This window comes from Stenotrophomonas sp. 86428_Sma (assembly GCF_056481585.1).
Map to the genome: position 1 here is coordinate 682967 of NZ_CM151156.1, position 15176 is coordinate 698142.

At 66.8% G+C, this 15176-nt stretch carries 16 protein-coding genes, 1 pseudogene and 1 riboswitch; of the genes and pseudogenes, 11 read left to right on the forward strand and 6 right to left on the reverse strand.

Translation table 11 applies throughout. The features are described 5' to 3' along the window. Positions 1-15 precede the first annotated feature (15 nt). Positions 16-1332 carry an NCS2 family permease gene (locus ACZK3J_RS03015; protein ID WP_005408048.1) on the reverse strand — a complete coding sequence of 439 codons (1317 nt, stop codon included), beginning with the start codon at positions 1330-1332 and terminating at the stop codon, positions 16-18. A gap of 100 nt (positions 1333-1432) precedes the next feature. Beyond that, entirely contained in the window at positions 1433-3097 is a 1665-nt protein-coding gene (gene ettA / locus ACZK3J_RS03020) for an energy-dependent translational throttle protein EttA (RefSeq protein WP_005412220.1), read from the reverse strand. A 253-nt stretch (positions 3098-3350) separates the two neighbouring features. Between ettA and ACZK3J_RS03025 the strand changes: the two are divergent. From ACZK3J_RS03025 to ribD, 6 genes and pseudogenes are all read left to right on the forward strand, one after another. Then, positions 3351-3703: pseudogene (locus ACZK3J_RS03025) on the forward strand (RcnB family protein). Positions 3704-3887: 184 nt separating this feature from the next. Beyond that, positions 3888-5141, forward strand: coding sequence for a serine hydroxymethyltransferase (gene glyA, locus ACZK3J_RS03030; protein WP_010481990.1), 1254 nt, complete (start codon positions 3888-3890; stop codon positions 5139-5141). A 124-nt stretch (positions 5142-5265) separates the two neighbouring features. Beyond that, positions 5266-5685: a hypothetical protein gene (locus tag ACZK3J_RS03035; protein ID WP_100437869.1), complete on the forward strand. Its 420-nt coding sequence runs from the start codon at positions 5266-5268 to the stop codon at positions 5683-5685. A 27-nt stretch (positions 5686-5712) separates the two neighbouring features. Next, positions 5713-6162, forward strand: a complete 450-nt coding sequence (locus ACZK3J_RS03040) for a hypothetical protein (protein ID WP_032128045.1) — start codon at positions 5713-5715, stop codon at positions 6160-6162. 149 nt (positions 6163-6311) lie between these two features. Beyond that, positions 6312-6833: a transcriptional regulator NrdR gene (gene nrdR / locus ACZK3J_RS03045; protein ID WP_004143350.1), complete on the forward strand. Its 522-nt coding sequence runs from the start codon at positions 6312-6314 to the stop codon at positions 6831-6833. Positions 6834-6969: 136 nt separating this feature from the next. After that, on the forward strand, positions 6970-8055 hold the full coding sequence (gene ribD / locus ACZK3J_RS03050; protein WP_100437870.1) for a bifunctional diaminohydroxyphosphoribosylaminopyrimidine deaminase/5-amino-6-(5-phosphoribosylamino)uracil reductase RibD: 1086 nt from the start codon (positions 6970-6972) through the stop codon (positions 8053-8055). 35 nt (positions 8056-8090) lie between these two features. Here the strand turns inward: ribD and ACZK3J_RS03055 are convergent, their stop codons facing one another. The 3 genes from ACZK3J_RS03055 to ACZK3J_RS03065 all read right to left on the reverse strand — a co-directional run bounded on the left by ACZK3J_RS03055 (position 8091) and on the right by ACZK3J_RS03065 (position 10278). Then, positions 8091-8486 (reverse strand): hypothetical protein, encoded by a 396-nt coding sequence (locus ACZK3J_RS03055; protein ID WP_478476412.1) that lies wholly within the window; start codon positions 8484-8486, stop codon positions 8091-8093. Positions 8487-8620: 134 nt separating this feature from the next. Beyond that, positions 8621-9505, reverse strand: a complete 885-nt coding sequence (locus ACZK3J_RS03060; protein WP_100437871.1) for a hypothetical protein — start codon at positions 9503-9505, stop codon at positions 8621-8623. A gap of 152 nt (positions 9506-9657) precedes the next feature. After that, positions 9658-10278: a hypothetical protein gene (locus ACZK3J_RS03065; RefSeq protein ID WP_121504866.1), complete on the reverse strand. Its 621-nt coding sequence runs from the start codon at positions 10276-10278 to the stop codon at positions 9658-9660. Between the two features lie 187 nt (positions 10279-10465). After that, a riboswitch (FMN riboswitch) is annotated at positions 10466-10611 on the forward strand. A gap of 74 nt (positions 10612-10685) precedes the next feature. Between ACZK3J_RS03065 and ACZK3J_RS03070 the strand changes: the two genes are divergently transcribed. From ACZK3J_RS03070 to thiL, 5 genes are all read left to right on the forward strand, one after another. Continuing rightward, positions 10686-11312, forward strand: a complete 627-nt coding sequence (locus ACZK3J_RS03070) for a riboflavin synthase (RefSeq protein ID WP_121504934.1) — start codon at positions 10686-10688, stop codon at positions 11310-11312. Continuing rightward, complete coding sequence (ribB, locus tag ACZK3J_RS03075) at positions 11309-12409, forward strand: 3,4-dihydroxy-2-butanone-4-phosphate synthase (protein WP_478476413.1); 1101 nt, start codon at positions 11309-11311, stop codon at positions 12407-12409. The genes ACZK3J_RS03070 and ribB overlap by 4 nt, the downstream gene beginning before the upstream one ends. Before the next feature lie 170 nt (positions 12410-12579). Continuing rightward, positions 12580-13047, forward strand: coding sequence for a 6,7-dimethyl-8-ribityllumazine synthase (gene ribH / locus ACZK3J_RS03080; RefSeq protein ID WP_005408061.1), 468 nt, complete (start codon positions 12580-12582; stop codon positions 13045-13047). Further along, entirely contained in the window at positions 13044-13523 is a 480-nt protein-coding gene (gene nusB / locus ACZK3J_RS03085) for a transcription antitermination factor NusB (RefSeq protein ID WP_005408062.1), read from the forward strand. The genes ribH and nusB overlap by 4 nt, the downstream gene beginning before the upstream one ends. Before the next feature lie 120 nt (positions 13524-13643). After that, complete coding sequence (gene thiL, locus ACZK3J_RS03090; protein ID WP_080355242.1) at positions 13644-14606, forward strand: thiamine-phosphate kinase; 963 nt, start codon at positions 13644-13646, stop codon at positions 14604-14606. 230 nt (positions 14607-14836) lie between these two features. Here the strand turns inward: thiL and ACZK3J_RS03095 are convergent, their stop codons facing one another. Then, positions 14837-15022, reverse strand: a complete 186-nt coding sequence (locus ACZK3J_RS03095; protein ID WP_032128040.1) for a hypothetical protein — start codon at positions 15020-15022, stop codon at positions 14837-14839. Positions 15023-15176: the final 154 nt, after the last annotated feature.

Sequence of the window (15176 nt, forward strand, 5' to 3'; positions counted from 1 at the left end):
GGCACCGCCCAACGCTTACTCCAATGCGTAGCGCAGGGTAAACAGCACCGCCACCAGCCACACCGCCGGATGCACTTCGCGCCAGCGCCCGGTACCGGCCTTCAGTGCGGCATAGGCGATGAAGCCGAACGCCAGGCCATTGGCGATGGAGTAGGTGAACGGCATCGCCAGCGCACACAGTGCGGCCGGCACCGATTCGGTCAGGTCGCTCCAGTCCACTTCCACCAGCTCACGCAGCATCAGCCCGGCCACGAACAGCAACGCCGGTGCGGTGGCATAGCTGGGCACCATCGCCGCCAGCGGCGAGAACAGCAGCGCGGCCAGGAACAGTGCCGATACCACCAGTGCGGTCAGGCCGGTACGGCCACCTACCTGCACGCCCGAGGCGCTTTCGGCAAACGCGGTGGTACTGCTGGTGCCGAGCATCGAACCGGCCACGATCGCGGTGCTGTCGGCCAGCAGCGCACGGCCGAAGCGCTTCTGCGCGCCCGGCAGCTTCAGCAGGCCGGCGCGGCCGACCACGCCATACAGGGTGCCGGTGGCATCGAACACTTCCACCAGCACGAACACCAGCACCACCTGCAGCAGCACCGCGATCGGCGCGCCGCCGTCATGGTGCAGCAGGCCCGGCAGGTCCAGCTGCAGGAAGGTGGGTGCCAGGCTCGGCGGCAGCGAGACCAGACCCTGGTACTGCACGTCGCCCAATGCCCAACCAGCGCCGGTCACGGCCAGGATGCCGATCAGGATCGCGCCACGGATGCGACGCGCTTCCAGCACCGCGATCAGCAGGAAACCGGCCAGCGCCAGCAGCGGCGGCGCCGTGTTCAACGGGCCCAGCGCCACCAGCGTGTCTTCATTGCCGACGATCACGCCGGACTTCTGCAGCGCGATGATCGCCAGGAACAGGCCGATGCCGGCCACGATGGCCGAGCGCAGCGACGAAGGAATACCCGACACCAGCCATGCACGCACACCGGTCAGCGACAGCACCAGGAACACCAGGCCGGAGATGAAAACCGCGCCCAGTGCCTGCTGCCACGGCAGGCCGGCAGCGCCGACCACAGTGAAGGCGAAGAACGCGTTCAGGCCCATGCCGGGCGCCATGCCGACCGGAAAGTTGGCGGCCAGCGCCATCACCGCCGAACCCAGTGCAGCCGCCAGGCAGGTGGCCACGAACACCGCGCCCGCATCCATGCCGGTGGTGCCGAGAATCTCGGGATTGACGAAGACGATGTAGGACATCGTCAGGAAGGTGGTGACACCGGCCAGCAGCTCGGTGCGCACGGTGGTGCCGTGCTGTTGCAGCTGGAACAGGCGCTCGAACAGGGACATGGGGTCGCTCATGGGTAGATGCCGGCCGCTGGCCGGCATGCATGGTCGGTACACATTGCAAAAGGAGAAAGGCCGCGCGAGCGCGGCCTTTCCTGTTGCCTTACTTCAGCGCCTTGAAGCGCAGGCGCTTCGGCGCAGCGTCGTCGCCCATGCGGCGGCGCTTGTCTTCTTCGTACTCGCGGTAGTTGCCCTGGAAGAACTCCACGTGCGAGTCGCCTTCGAACGCCAGGATGTGGGTCGCGATGCGATCCAGGAACCAGCGGTCATGCGAAATGACGAAGGTGTTGCCCGGGAACTCCAGCAGCGCATCTTCCAGCGCACGCAGGGTTTCGATGTCCAGGTCGTTGGACGGTTCGTCGAGCAGCAGCACGTTGCCACCCTGCAGCAGGGTCTTGGCCATGTGCAGGCGGCCACGCTCACCACCGGACAGCGAACCGACCATCTTCTGCTGGTCCTGGCCCTTGAAGTTGAAGCGGCCGATGTAGGCGCGCGACTGGATCTCGATGCCGTTGATGTTGAGGATGTCCAGGCCGCCAGCGATTTCCTGGAAGACGTTGTGGTTGCCTTCCAGCGCGTCGCGGCTCTGGTCCACGTAGGACAGCTTCACGGTCGGGCCGACCACGATCTCGCCGGTGTCCGGCTTTTCCTGGCCGGTGATCATCTTGAACAGGGTCGACTTACCGGCACCGTTCGGGCCGATGATGCCGACGATGGCACCGGCCGGCACCAGGAAGCTCAGGTTGTCGAACAGCAGGCGGTCGCCGAACTTCTTGGAGACGTTCTTGAACTCCATCACCGCATTGCCCAGGCGCTCGCCCGGCGGGATGAAGATTTCATTGGTCTCGTTGCGCTTCTGGTAATCGACCGACTGCAGCTCTTCCAGGCGGGCCAGACGGGCCTTGCCCTTGGTGCGGCCGCCCTTGGCGTTCTGGCGCGACCACTCCAGTTCCTTCTGGATCGCCTTCTGGCGAGCCTTTTCCTGGTTGTCTTCCTGCTTCAGGCGCTCATCCTTCTGGGTCAGCCAGTCGGTGTAGTTGCCCTTCCACGGAATGCCGCGGCCGCGGTCCAGTTCCAGGATCCACTCGGCGGCGTTGTCCAGGAAGTAGCGATCGTGGGTAACGGCCACCACGGTGCCGGTGTAGCGCGCCAGGAACTGTTCCAGCCATTCCACCGACTCGGCGTCGAGGTGGTTGGTCGGTTCGTCGAGCAGCAGCATGTCCGGCTTCTGCAGCAGCAGGCGGCACAGCGCTACGCGGCGCTTTTCACCACCGGACAGCTTGCCGACCACGGCATCCCACGGCGGCAGGCGCAGCGCATCGGCGGCCACGTCCAGCTGGTTCTCCAGGGTGTGCGCGTCGCCAGCGGCCAGGATCGCCTCCAGGCGCTCCTGTTCCTTGGCCAGCGCGTCGAAGTCGGCGCCTTCCTCGGCGTAGGCCAGGTACACCGCGTCCAGCGCGGCCTGGGCCTGCAGCACTTCGCCCACGCCTTCCTCGACCGCTTCACGCACGGTCTTGGTCGGGTCCAGTTCCGGTTCCTGCGCCAGGTAGCCAACCTTGATGCCCGGCTGCGGGCGGGCTTCGCCCTCGAAATCGGTGTCCACGCCGGCCATGATCTTCAGCACGGTGGACTTGCCGGCGCCGTTCAGGCCCAGCAGGCCGATCTTCGCGCCCGGGAAGAAGGACAGCGAGATGTCCTTGATGATCTGCCGCTTGGGCGGGACCACCTTGGACACGCGGTTCATGGTGTAGATGTATTGCGAGGACATGCGGTCTCCGTAGGCGCGGCCCTGCGCCCGACCCGTCACGGGAACATCCCGTTGCGGCAGCGGGCACAGACTGAAATGGAATACCGCCAATTATAGCCGGAACCGGTTCCGGGCCGCGCCCGGGCAGGGGCGCCGGGCTGGCCGCGGCCTGAATACCCGGTCACAGTCCTGTAGCGGGAAGCGTTTCCAGCCGGAAACGGTTCAGATCGGGTGGGCAATATGGGCTCACCACCCACCCGAGCAGAGGTCTGACATGCGCATCAATCGAGTAATGGCCGGCGCCGTGGCCTCTGTGCTGGCGCTCGGCGCCGTGGCCCCGGCCTTCGCCGACAACGACCACCGCCGCGACCATGATCGCCGCGAGTGGCGCGAGGACCGCCGCGTGTGGTGTACCGCCCGGCCTATGGCCCGGGCTACGGCTGGAAGGTCGGCCATCGCTACCGCGACTACTACCGTGGCCCGGTCTATGTGGTGAACGACTACCCGCGCTATCACCTGCGTCGCCCGCCGTATGGCCACCACTGGATCCGCGATGACCGCGGCAACATGCTGCTGGTGGCCATCGCCACCGGTGTGATCGCCCAGTACGTGCTCAGCAGCCGCTGAGTCCGCAGCCACCTCCACGCATGGCGTGGATCTACCGGTACGCCGGTACAGCGCACTCGAAACCATACGGGGCCGGATTCCTTCGGGGACGCCGGCCCCGTCCGTTTCGGCCCCGGCAGGCCCGGTGCGGGGCTACAATCGGGGGCTGAGCCGTACCCCTTTTCCCTGCCTGCTGGAGTACCCGATGTTCCCGCGTGACGTCCGCATCGAATCCTACGATCCCGAACTGGCCAAGGCCATCGCCGCTGAGACCCAGCGCCAGGAAGACCACGTCGAGCTGATCGCCAGCGAGAACTACACCAGCCCGGCGGTGATGGAAGCGCAGGGCAGCCAGCTGACCAACAAGTACGCCGAAGGCTACCCGGGCAAGCGCTACTACGGTGGCTGCGAATACGTGGACATCGCCGAGCAGCTGGCGATCGACCGCCTGAAGCAGCTGTTCGGCGCCGACTACGCCAACGTGCAGCCGCACAGCGGCTCGCAGGCCAACCAGGCCGTGTACTTCGCTCTGCTGCAGCCGGGTGACACCATCCTCGGCATGAGCCTGGCCCACGGCGGCCACCTCACCCACGGTGCCAAGGTCAATGCCTCGGGCAAGCTGTTCAACGCCGTGCAGTACGGTGTGAACGACCAGGGCCTGATCGATTACGACGAAGTCGAGCGCCTGGCCCTGGAGCACAAGCCGAAGATGGTCGTGGCTGGCTTCTCGGCCTACTCGCAGGTGATCGACTGGGCGCGCTTCCGCGCCATCGCCGACAAGGTCGGTGCCTACCTGTTCGTCGACATGGCCCACGTCGCCGGCCTGGTTGCTGCTGGCGTCTATCCGAGCCCGCTGGAACACGCGCACGTGGTCACCTCGACCACCCACAAGACCCTGCGCGGCCCGCGCGGCGGCATCATCGTCGCCAAGGGCGCCGACGAAGACCTGGTCAAGAAGCTGCAGTCGATCGTGTTCCCGGGCATCCAGGGTGGTCCGCTGATGCACGTCATCGCCGGCAAGGCCGTGGCCTTCAAGGAAGCGCTGGAACCGGGCTTCAAGGCCTACCAGCAGCAGGTGGTGAAGAACGCCCAGGCGATGGCCAACACGCTGATCGCGCGCGGCTACAAGATCGTCTCCGGTGGCACCCAGAACCACCTGATGCTGGTCGACATGATCGGCAAGGACGTGTCCGGCAAGGACGCGGAAGCCGCGCTGGGCAAGGCCCACATCACCGTCAACAAGAACTCGGTGCCGAACGACCCGCGTTCGCCGTTCGTGACCTCGGGCCTGCGCCTGGGTACTCCGGCGGTGACCACCCGTGGTTACGTCGAACAGGACTGCGTGGATCTGGCCAACTGGATCGCCGACGTGCTCGACGCACCGAACGATGACGCCGTCATCGCCCGCGTGCGCGACGCCGTCAGCGCGCAGTGCCGCAAGTACCCGGTCTACGGCTGATCGCAGCAGGGGTCAGAGCCCTTTCCTGACGGAAAGGGATCCGACCCCGAAGCCCGGATCGAAGCAGGGGTCGGATCCCTTCCCGCAGGGAAGGGCTCTGACCCCGGTATCGGAGCAACCGCGCATGGATGAGCGCCACCTCAAGTACCTGTACACCGCGCTGGCGGTGCTGTTCGGCCTGCCCAGCCTGGCGATGGGCGGCGCGGCGGCGACGATGCTGCTGCTGATGGGGCTGGGCCAGTTCGGCCATGGCACCCTGGCCTCGGTGACGGTGATGCCGCTGTGGGGCCTGGCCGGCATTGCCGGCTGCCTGGCCTGGTTGTGGCTCAGCGCGGGTTTTCTGCTGCAGGGGCGTGCCGGGCTGCACGTGCACCGCCTCTGGTGGTGGATGCTGCTGGCGGGCGGTCTCGCCGCCTTGCCGCCGCTGGGGCTGGCGCTGTGGTGGGGCATCGCCGTGCACGGCGAAGGTCTCGGCTTGTTGCTGCTGGGCCCGTCGATGCTGGTGCCGGCTGCGATGCTGGTGTGGATCAAACGCCGCGGATGACGCGGCCCAGGGAAGGAAACCGAACGCATGGATGAGCGTCTGCACAAACGCTGGATGGCCATTGCCGGCCTGTTGGTGGGCCTGCCAACGGTGGCCGCCGGAGGCACGGGTGCCGTGCTGGGTCTGATGGTCGTATGGGATGGCAAGTACCTGACCGGTGACGAGTACAGGATCCTGCTGCTGTGGTCGTCGGCCGGGATCATCGGCCTGCTGTCGTGGTTGTGGCTGAGCGGCCTGTTCCTGTGGCGCGGTGTCAGCGGCCTGCGCCAATCGCCGGTTGTCGCCTGGGTCGGCCTGGCGCTGGGGGCCCTGGCCGCGCTGGGCGTGGTTGGCGCCACGCTGTACTTCACCTTCAAGCACGGGGAGATCTCGACCCTGGCCTTCCTCGGGTTCGGCCCGCCGTTGCTGGTGATGGCAGGGCATCTGGCGTGGCTGCGTTGGGCGCGCGCGGCCTCGGCGCCGCCGGCACCCGGTTGAACGCGCAGCGCTGACCGCGCTGGAGGCTCTGTTCGGCCGAAATGCAGGCGCTTCCGCGCAGACAGCATTTGCTGCTGCGCCCCTTCTCAGGTACCTTTGCGACGCTGCCATGACCGTGGCAATAGGTACTTTCCTGAGCCAGGCGTTCCATGCACTGCCCCTTCTGCCAACATGCCGATACCCGGGTCATCGACTCGCGCGTCTCCGAAGACGGCGCGACGATCCGTCGTCGGCGTGAATGCGAAGCCTGTGGCGAGCGCTTCAGCACCATGGAAACGGTGGAGTTGAAACTGCCCGCCATCGTCAAGAGCGATGGCACTCGTGAAGCATTCGACCAGCGCAAGGTCCGCGCTGGCTTCGACCGCGCGCTGCAGAAGCGTGCGGTGGCCGAAGACAAGATCGAAGCGGCGGTACGCGCCGTGGTCCACCAGCTGCGCATCAGCGGCGAGCGCGAAGTGCCCTCGATCAAGGTCGGCGAGTTCGTCATGAACGAACTGCGCAAGCTCGACCATGTCGGCTACGTACGCTTCGCGTCGGTCTACCGCAGCTTCGAGGACGTGGCCGATTTCCGCGAGGAGATCGAGAAGCTTGAGCGCGACCTGCCCTCCAGTACCGAACAGCTGCAGTTGCTGGGCGACGTGATCGCCCTGACCAAGAAGAAGAAGGGCTGACCGCCCCGGTAGATGCCAACCTTGGTTGGCACCGATGGCACATCCACTGGTGGGTGCCAACCGTTGGTTGGCACAGTGGCGCCCATCCACGCATGGCGTGGATCTACACCGGCACCGGCGGCGTTACCATGGCCGCATGATCACCCCGTTCTCCGTTCTCGACCACCTGCACATGGCCAACGCACTGCGCTTGGCCGAGCGTGCCGCCTACACCACCCGCCCCAACCCGATGGTGGGCTGCGTGATCGCCCACGGCGAACGTGTGGTCGGGCAGGGCTGGCACCAGCGTGCCGGTGGACCGCACGCCGAAGTGTTCGCGCTGCGCGAGGCAGGAAGCGAGGCGCGCGGTGCCACCGCCTACGTCACCCTGGAGCCTTGTGCGCACTACGGGCGCACACCGCCGTGTGCGCTGGCCTTGATCGAAGCGGGTGTGTCGCGCGTCGTTGCCGCGATGCGCGATCCGTTCCCGAAGGTCGATGGTGGTGGCTTCGATCTGCTGCGCAATGCGGGCATCGAAGTCGCTGAAGGGCTGATGGCGACGCAGGCACGTGAGCTCAACAAGGGCTTCCTGTCGCGTGTGGAGCGCAACCGGCCGTGGCTGCGGGTGAAGCTGGCCGCCAGCCTCGATGGCCGTACCGCGATGGCCGATGGCAGCTCCAAGTGGATCACCGGGCCGGCCGCGCGCGAAGACGTGCAGCACTGGCGCGCGCGCGCAGGTGCGATCCTGACCGGCGCCGAAACCGTGCTGGCCGACGACCCGATGCTGACCGTGCGCCTGGCTGATGCCGAGGTGATGCCGCCACTGCGCGTGGTGCTGGATTCGCGCCTGCGCTCACTGGAGTGCAGCCGTGTGCGCGAGGGCGGGGCACCGACGCTGTACCTGCACGATGCAGCGGTGAGTGCACCGGATGCGGCCGATGCCGAATTCGCCAGCGTGCCCAGTGTTGATGGGCGGTTGGATCTGGGCGCGGTGCTGGCACTGCTGGCCGAGCGCGGCATCAACGAAGTGCATACCGAAGCCGGCGCGACCCTGGCTGGGGCACTGCTGCGCGGCGGCTGGGTCGATGAGCTTCTGCTCTATCAAGCTCCCACGCTGCTGGGCGATACCGGTCGCCCGCTGCTGGCCGGCCTCGGCATCGATGCCATGGACCAGCAGCGCCGCCTGCGCGTGGTTGACCAGCGTCAGGTCGGTGAGGACATCAGGCTGCTGCTGCGCCCGTGAGGGAATGACGCGAAGCAGGGGCGATGCCCTTGTCGTCAGGCTTCCTCGTCGTCTTCTTCGCCGACGGGGCACTGGCCCTTCCATTGCTGCTTCCACAGCGCATGCAGGTTGCGGCAGTACGCGCCCAGTGCCTCGCCCGGCAGGTTCTTCGCCTTCAATCGCAACTGGTGACGGGTAAACCCGTCGTCGTACTCATGCGGCAATACCAACAGGGCACACTGATCGTGGTACATCAGGAACGCGTGACAGTCGTCGTCTTCGCTCATCCACGCATCCAGCTGCCGGTCGCTCAGCAGGGTTGACTCGAAGGCAACCGCTGGGATGACCGAGAAGGTCGTAATCCTGGACTTGGGAGCTTTGGCTTGCCCGCACGCCACAAGCGCCAGCAGCGTCAGCAACATGACCATGGTCGACGTCGTGCGGTGTTTCATGCGGTTGCCCCGATGGAAGAGGGCAACAGCATTGACCATGCAGGCCACGCAGGGCCATGCAACGGTTCTGAAAGTGCGGCCGCCCTCGTCGTCGGCGACAATGAGCCGAGCGTGGGCTCGGCTCTACACGCGGCTCACGCGCACTCGTCGGTCCACATCATCTCGGCGATCGGGCGCAGTGCCTTGCACTCCTGCGTCATCTCATCGGCCGACTGCACCTGTGCCTTGGCCTTCAGCTCCTCGGCCATGGCGTCCACGCCGCTGATCTGGTCCGGTGCGATCTTCGCCACGCAGCCACGATGCTGCTGCAGCAGCAGGTCGCAGCCCGGTACGCCGGTCACCTTCGGCGCGTTGGCCGCCTGCGCATCCTGCATCCAGTCCTCGAACGGTGCCAGCGCACCGGCCACGGTGCCCACCAGGTCATCGAAATTGCCGCTGTACCAGTAGCCGTTGTCCTTGGCCGGGTACAGGGTGAAGGTGCCGCTGACCGGCACGCGCGCGCCACTCTGCAGCGCCTGGGTGTAGGCATCGGTGAACTGCTTGCGCGAGGCCGGGCTGGCATCGGATGCGAGGCTGGCGGCGAACAGCGGGCGCACCTTGCCCAGGTCGGGCAGCTGGCAGCTGTAGGTGATCCGCGCCAGCTTCTGGTCTTCAACGTATTCGTTGTCTTCGATCACGCTCTTGGTCGCGCGGCACTTCGAATCACGCAGCGCTTTGGCATACAGCGCTTCGGTGGCTGCAGCGTCTACCTTGGCGCCGGTGCTGGCCAGTACGGTCTGCCAGGGTTCGGCCAGTGCCTTGGCCAGCGCACCTGGATTCGGGGTTACAGCGTCCTGGCCTTCGAATGCCGGTTTCAGTGCGTCGTTGAGCGCGCGCGTGGCGGTCGCGTCGTCTTCCAGCAGGGTGCGTGCATACAGGTCGAACGCCTGTTCGGGCGACAGCGTGGCCGGGGCGGCCGTGGCGATCAGCGGGGCGCACAGCAGCATGCTGGCCAGCAGAGTACGGGTGGGGGTCTTCATGACGGTGTTTTCCTGTTCCAGAGGCGCGCAAGCCTAGCGCATCTGCGTGGACTTTCGATGGCGCGATGGGGTCACGAGGTCGTGTATGCCGGCCAAAAAAACGGGCCCCTTGCGGGGCCCGTTCGATCGCACGACGAGGAGCGATCGCTGGATCAGAAGCTGGCGCGGACGCCGGCCGAGTACTGGGTGACGTCGCGGTAGCCGGAGATCTCGCCCACCAGCCCCCAGGTCCTGGTGAAGTTGATCTGGCCACCGATGGTGCCGACCCAGGTGCCCTTGTAGTTGTTGCCGCCGTCCATGTAACCGGCCTTGGCCCAGGCTTCGGTCATGCGCGACGGCTTGCCGCGGATGCCCATGGTGGCGCGGGCCAGGTTGGTGTGGTCCTTGTAGCGGTCGCTGTAGCCGTCATAACGATCGGTCAGCTCAGCGTTCTGGCGCACCCAGGCGATGTCGGCGGTGAAGTCGACGCGGTCGGTCCACGGCATGTGGTAGCCGATGCCCAGCTCCGGCTGATTCAGTTCAACCTTCAGCGAACCGTCGCTGTAGTGATAGGTCTTGCTGGTGCGCGACCAGCCACCGAACACGTAGACCTGTTCGGCGATGGCCACAGAGCCACGCAGGTAGCCGCCGTCGACCTTCGGGTCGTCCAGTGCGTTGTCGTCAACCTTGACCTGCGTCCAACCGCCTTCAACGTAGGTGTAGCTCAGGGCGTCGGCCGAAGCCGAAAGCGGGGCGGTGGCCAGCAGGGCGGCCACGATCAGCATCTTGCGCATGGGAATTCCTGTGAATTTCAGTCCTTTGGCGGGCATGCCCAGCGGGCTGCCCGTGGCGACCTCATGTCGTCCGGGGCAGAATTTTAATGAAAGTTTTACAAATTGCGAGCGACGGCCGTCACAGCTGTGGCATCCGACCCCGTTCAGCACGGGCTGGTACACTAGCCACGCCGGTTCGCCGGTACACAAACGTCTTCAGGGCGGGGTGCAATTCCCCACCGGCGGTAGGTGCGCAAGCACGAGCCCGCGAGCGCCCCGGCCCACGGCCGGGGGTCAGCAGATCCGGTCCAATGCCGGAGCCGACGGTCATAGTCCGGATGAAAGAAGACGGTGCCACAGGGCTCATGCCCTGCGTGCGCCTGTTTGCCTTGCGGCGTTTTTCGCTCACTTTTCGCGGAGAACGTTACTTGTTTACTGGAATCATCGAAGGCGTCGGCCGTCTGGCCGCACGCGAATCCATTGGCGGCGATGTCCGCTTCACCTTCAATGTCGGGACTCTGCCGTTCGACAACGTGCAGATGGGCGAGAGCATTGCCATCAACGGCGTCTGCCTCACCGTCATCGCATTCGACGCCAGCAGCTTCCAGGCCGATGCCTCCACCGAGACCCTGGGCCTGACTACGCTGGGCCAGCTGGGCGAGGGTGCGGTCATCAACCTGGAACGCGCGATGCGCCCGACCGACCGCCTCGGCGGCCATCTGGTCAGCGGCCACGTCGACGGCCTCGGCCAGGTGCTGTCCATCCACGAAGACGCGCGTGCCCAGCGTTGGCGTTTCGCAGCGCCGGCCTCGCTGCGCCGCTACATCGCCAAGAAGGGCTCGATCTGCGTGGACGGCGTCAGCCTCACCGTCAACGAAGTGGACGATGAAGGTTTTGAAGTCGCCCTGATCCCGCACACGGTGGCCAACACCGCCTTCTCCGCCGCAGGCGTGGGCAGCGCGGTCAATCTTGAAATCGATCTGGTCGCCCGCTACGTCGAACGCCTGATCAGCGTGCCGGCCAACGGCCAGCACCCGCATGGAGATGCAGCATGAACTTCGCCCCGATTCCGGAAATCCTGGAAGACATCCGCCTGGGCCGCATGGTCGTCATCGTCGATGACGAAGACCGCGAGAACGAAGGCGACCTGATCATGGCCGCCGAGCTGGTCAAGGCCAGCGACATCAACTTCATGGTCACCCATGGCCGTGGCCTGGTGTGCCTGCCGCTGAACCGTACCCGCGCCGCCGATCTCGGCCTGGCGCCGATGGTGCAGGCCAATACCGCGCAGTTCCAGACCAATTTCACGGTCAGCATCGAGGCCGCCGAGGGCGTCACCACCGGCATCTCGGCGCATGACCGCGCGCACACCATCCGTACCGCGGTGAAGCCCAACGCCAAGCCGTCGGACCTGCACCAGCCGGGCCACATCTTCCCGCTGATCGCCCAGCCGGGCGGCGTGCTGACCCGCGCCGGCCACACCGAAGCCGCCGTGGACCTGGCCATGCTGGCCGGGCTGGAACCGGCCGGCGTGCTGGTGGAGATCCTGAACCCGGATGGCAGCATGGCACGCCGCCCGGAACTGGAAGTGTTCGCCCGCGAGCACGGTCTGAAGATGGGCTCCATCGCCGACCTGATCGCCTACCGCCTGGCCACCGAAAAGACCGTCGAGCGTGTGGACGAGCGCGAGATCGAGACCGAGTTCGGCCCGTTCAAGCTGGTCACCTACCGCGATCGCATCGCCCACGACGTGCATTTCGCCCTGGTGCGCGGCACCCCGGATGCGGACACCCCGACCCTGGTCCGCGTGCAGGTGGAAAACCCGCTGGCCGACCTGCTGCACTGGCGCCGCGATGACTTCGGCGTGGCTGCCACCGATGCCCTGCGCGCGATCGATGCCGAAGGCGCCGGCGTGATGGTGGTGCTGTCGGCCCCGCGCGACGGCGAGGCCCTGCTGGCCCGCCTGCGGCAGCAGCCGGCGCCGGTGGTACCGGGCAAGGACAAGGACGTGAGCCAGTGGCGCCGCAATGGTGCTGGCGCACAGATCCTGTCCGACCTGGGCCTGGGCAAGCTGCGCGTACTGGGCACCCCGCGCCGCCAGATCGGCCTGGCCGGGTACGGCCTGGAAGTGGTGGAGACGGTGACCCTGTAATGGGTGGTGCCGGCCGCTTGCCGGCAACCGCAGTCCCCGTGATTGCCGGCCAGCGGCCGGCACTACCGGTGGGTGGCGACCGTTGGTCGGCACCCACCGGGCCCCCATCGGCCACGGCCGGGGCCCATCCACGCTAGAATTACCCCCTTATCGAGTCCCCCAAGCCGCATATGAGCCACTTCGAAGGCGATCTTCGCACTCCCGAATCGGCGCGCTTCGCCATCCTGGCCAGCCGCTGGAACGCCCGCATCACCGACACGCTGGTCGCTGGCGCCCGCCAGAGCCTGGCTGGCAACGGCATCACCGAAGCCAACATCGACGTGATCCGCGTGCCGGGTGCCTGGGAACTGCCGCTGGTGGCCGCGCGCCTGGCCGCCGCCCACGAACACGCCGCCATCCTTACCCTGGGCTGCGTGATCCGTGGCGATACCCGCCACTACGAGCACGTGGCCGATCGCTGCGCCGAAGGCCTGATGCGCGTGCAGCTGGACTTCGGCGTGCCGGTGCTGAACGGCGTGCTGGCGGTGGAACGCGTTGAAGACGCCGAGGCCCGCGCAGGCGGCAGCCACGGCAACAAGGGCGAGGAAGTCGCACTCGCCGCATTGGAAATGGTCAATCTTCTGGAGCAGCTGCCATGAACAAGAACACCCAGGGCAAGCCCTCCGGTAAACCCGTCCGCCGTGATGGCGTCGATCCGGTGCTGCGCTCGCGCGCCCGCCGTCGTGCCGTGCAGGCCATCTACGCCTGGCAGATCTCCGGCGGCAACGCCCAGTCGCTGATCGCCCAGTTCGCCCACGAGCAGGCCCGCGAAATCGCCGACCTGGCGTACTTCGAAGCGCTGCTGCACGGCGTGCTCGACAACCGCCGCGACATCGACGAAGCGCTCGGCCCGTACCTGGACCGTGGCATCGAAGAAGTGGACGCGATCGAACGCGCGGTGCTGCGCCTGGCCGCCTACGAGCTGCGCTACCGCCTGGACGTGCCGTACCGCGTGGTGATCAACGAAGCCATCGAATCGGCCAAGCGCTTCGGTTCCGAGCATGGCCATACCTACGTCAACGGCGTGCTGGATCGTGCCGCCGTGGAATGGCGCAAGGTCGAATCGGGTCACTGACCCACCTGTGGTAGTGCCGGCCGCTGGCCGGCAGCTGCAGGGATCCTGAGGTTGCCGGCCAGCGGCCGGCACTACCGCCCACCGCGCCCTGCGCGGCACGTACAACAGCGGGAGCGCCCCATGTCCCTGGCCGAATTCGCCCTCATTGACCGCATCCGCGCCCGCACCCTCGAGCGCGACGACATCCTGCTCGGCATCGGCGACGACGCTGCGCTGCTGCAGCCGCGTGCCAATGAGCAACTGGTGGTCACTGCCGACACGCTCAACAGCGGCGTGCACTTCCCGGTGGAAACCCCGGCCTTCGACATCGGCTGGAAGACCCTGGCGGTCAACCTGTCGGACCTGGCTGCGATGGGCGCGCGCCCGGCGTGGTGCACGCTGGCGTTGTCGCTGCCGGAAGCCTCCGAAGACTGGATCGATGCGTTCGCCGATGGCTTTTTCGCCCTGGCCGATCAGCACGACATCGCGTTGATCGGCGGTGACACCACGCGTGGTCCGTTGTCGCTGTCGGTGACCGCGATGGGCCAGGTGGGACGTGGCCAGGCGCTGCGTCGCGACCGCGCGCAGGTGGGCGATGACATCTGGGTGAGCGGCACGCTCGGCGATGCCGCCGGTGCGCTGCGCCTGTGGCAGCAAGCTGCGCTGAGCATCGCCACCGCCACGCTGCTGGCCGACTACGAAAGCCTGCGCCTGCGCCTGCTGCGGCCGACGCCGCGTGTGACCCTGGGCCTGCGCCTGCGTGCGTTCGCGCACGCGGCGGTGGATGTATCCGATGGCCTGCTGGCCGATCTGGGTCACATCACCACGCGCAGCAACGTGGCCGCACATGTCGATGCCGATTCGTTGCCGATCTCCCACGCGCTGCGTGAGCTGCTCGGCCGCGATGGCGCGCGCGACTGCGCACTGCGCGGTGGCGACGACTACGAACTGTGCTTCACCGCCGCCGCCGACCAGCGCGACGCGCTGCACTACCTGGCCGAATCGCTGGACGTGCCGCTCACCCGCATCGGTCGCATTGCCGAAGGGCAGGGCGTGCATGTGGATGGCGAAGCCGCCGACGGCGGATACCAGCACTTCGTCTGATTGATGACGCCGGGCATGGCCCGGCGCTGCCACGCGACTGAAACCGCCGGGCATGACCGGGTGCTGCCGTATCGGTGCGCGGTTGCTGGATGACATCGACGCTGCAGAGCCGAGCCTACGCTCGGCTCACGCGCGAAGCGCGGCTTTCATCGCGATGTGCCCCATGGCAGCCGAGCATGGGCTCGGCTCTGCAAATGTCGCTAAGCTGCCTGCAACTGCACACCCAGTACTCAGTCAGCCTGCGGCTGCCTGCCGCGACGCTGCTGCAGGCAGGACTCACACGTGACCGTTGCCAGCGACCGCGCATCGTTGACCGCGGCCAGGGCCTGCTCCAGGATCGGCGCGAGGTCATGTGGCAGGCGCGCAGCGGCTTCGCCAAGAGTGGTGATGACATGGGGATAGAGAGGCTTGTACATCTCGGCATCCTTGTTCGCAGGGCGTGGGCGCTGTTGCTTCGACCCAACCCGTTCGGCGGTTGCCAACGGCTCACAGAGATGCCGATGGTGCTGTCACTGCAGGCTCGCTGGACCAGGCAGCTGGCGCTCACGACGGGCGTGGGTCAGAGCTGTG

Excerpts from the sequence above, each read along its gene's own strand:
- ACZK3J_RS03015 (WP_005408048.1), bottom strand. The coding sequence starts at position 1,332 with ATGTCCCTGTTCGAGCGCCTGTTCCAGCTGCAACAGCACGGCACCACC.
- ettA (WP_005412220.1), bottom strand. The coding sequence starts at position 3,097 with ATGTCCTCGCAATACATCTACACCATGAACCGCGTGTCCAAGGTGGTC.
- glyA (WP_010481990.1), top strand. The coding sequence starts at position 3,888 with ATGTTCCCGCGTGACGTCCGCATCGAATCCTACGATCCCGAACTGGCC.
- ACZK3J_RS03035 (WP_100437869.1), top strand. The coding sequence starts at position 5,266 with ATGGATGAGCGCCACCTCAAGTACCTGTACACCGCGCTGGCGGTGCTG.
- ACZK3J_RS03040 (WP_032128045.1), top strand. The coding sequence starts at position 5,713 with ATGGATGAGCGTCTGCACAAACGCTGGATGGCCATTGCCGGCCTGTTG.
- nrdR (WP_004143350.1), top strand. The coding sequence starts at position 6,312 with ATGCACTGCCCCTTCTGCCAACATGCCGATACCCGGGTCATCGACTCG.
- ribD (WP_100437870.1), top strand. The coding sequence starts at position 6,970 with ATGATCACCCCGTTCTCCGTTCTCGACCACCTGCACATGGCCAACGCA.
- ACZK3J_RS03055 (WP_478476412.1), bottom strand. The coding sequence starts at position 8,486 with ATGAAACACCGCACGACGTCGACCATGGTCATGTTGCTGACGCTGCTG.
- ACZK3J_RS03060 (WP_100437871.1), bottom strand. The coding sequence starts at position 9,505 with ATGAAGACCCCCACCCGTACTCTGCTGGCCAGCATGCTGCTGTGCGCC.
- ACZK3J_RS03065 (WP_121504866.1), bottom strand. The coding sequence starts at position 10,278 with ATGCGCAAGATGCTGATCGTGGCCGCCCTGCTGGCCACCGCCCCGCTT.
- ribB (WP_478476413.1), top strand. The coding sequence starts at position 11,309 with ATGAACTTCGCCCCGATTCCGGAAATCCTGGAAGACATCCGCCTGGGC.
- ribH (WP_005408061.1), top strand. The coding sequence starts at position 12,580 with ATGAGCCACTTCGAAGGCGATCTTCGCACTCCCGAATCGGCGCGCTTC.
- nusB (WP_005408062.1), top strand. The coding sequence starts at position 13,044 with ATGAACAAGAACACCCAGGGCAAGCCCTCCGGTAAACCCGTCCGCCGT.
- thiL (WP_080355242.1), top strand. The coding sequence starts at position 13,644 with ATGTCCCTGGCCGAATTCGCCCTCATTGACCGCATCCGCGCCCGCACC.
- ACZK3J_RS03095 (WP_032128040.1), bottom strand. The coding sequence starts at position 15,022 with ATGTACAAGCCTCTCTATCCCCATGTCATCACCACTCTTGGCGAAGCC.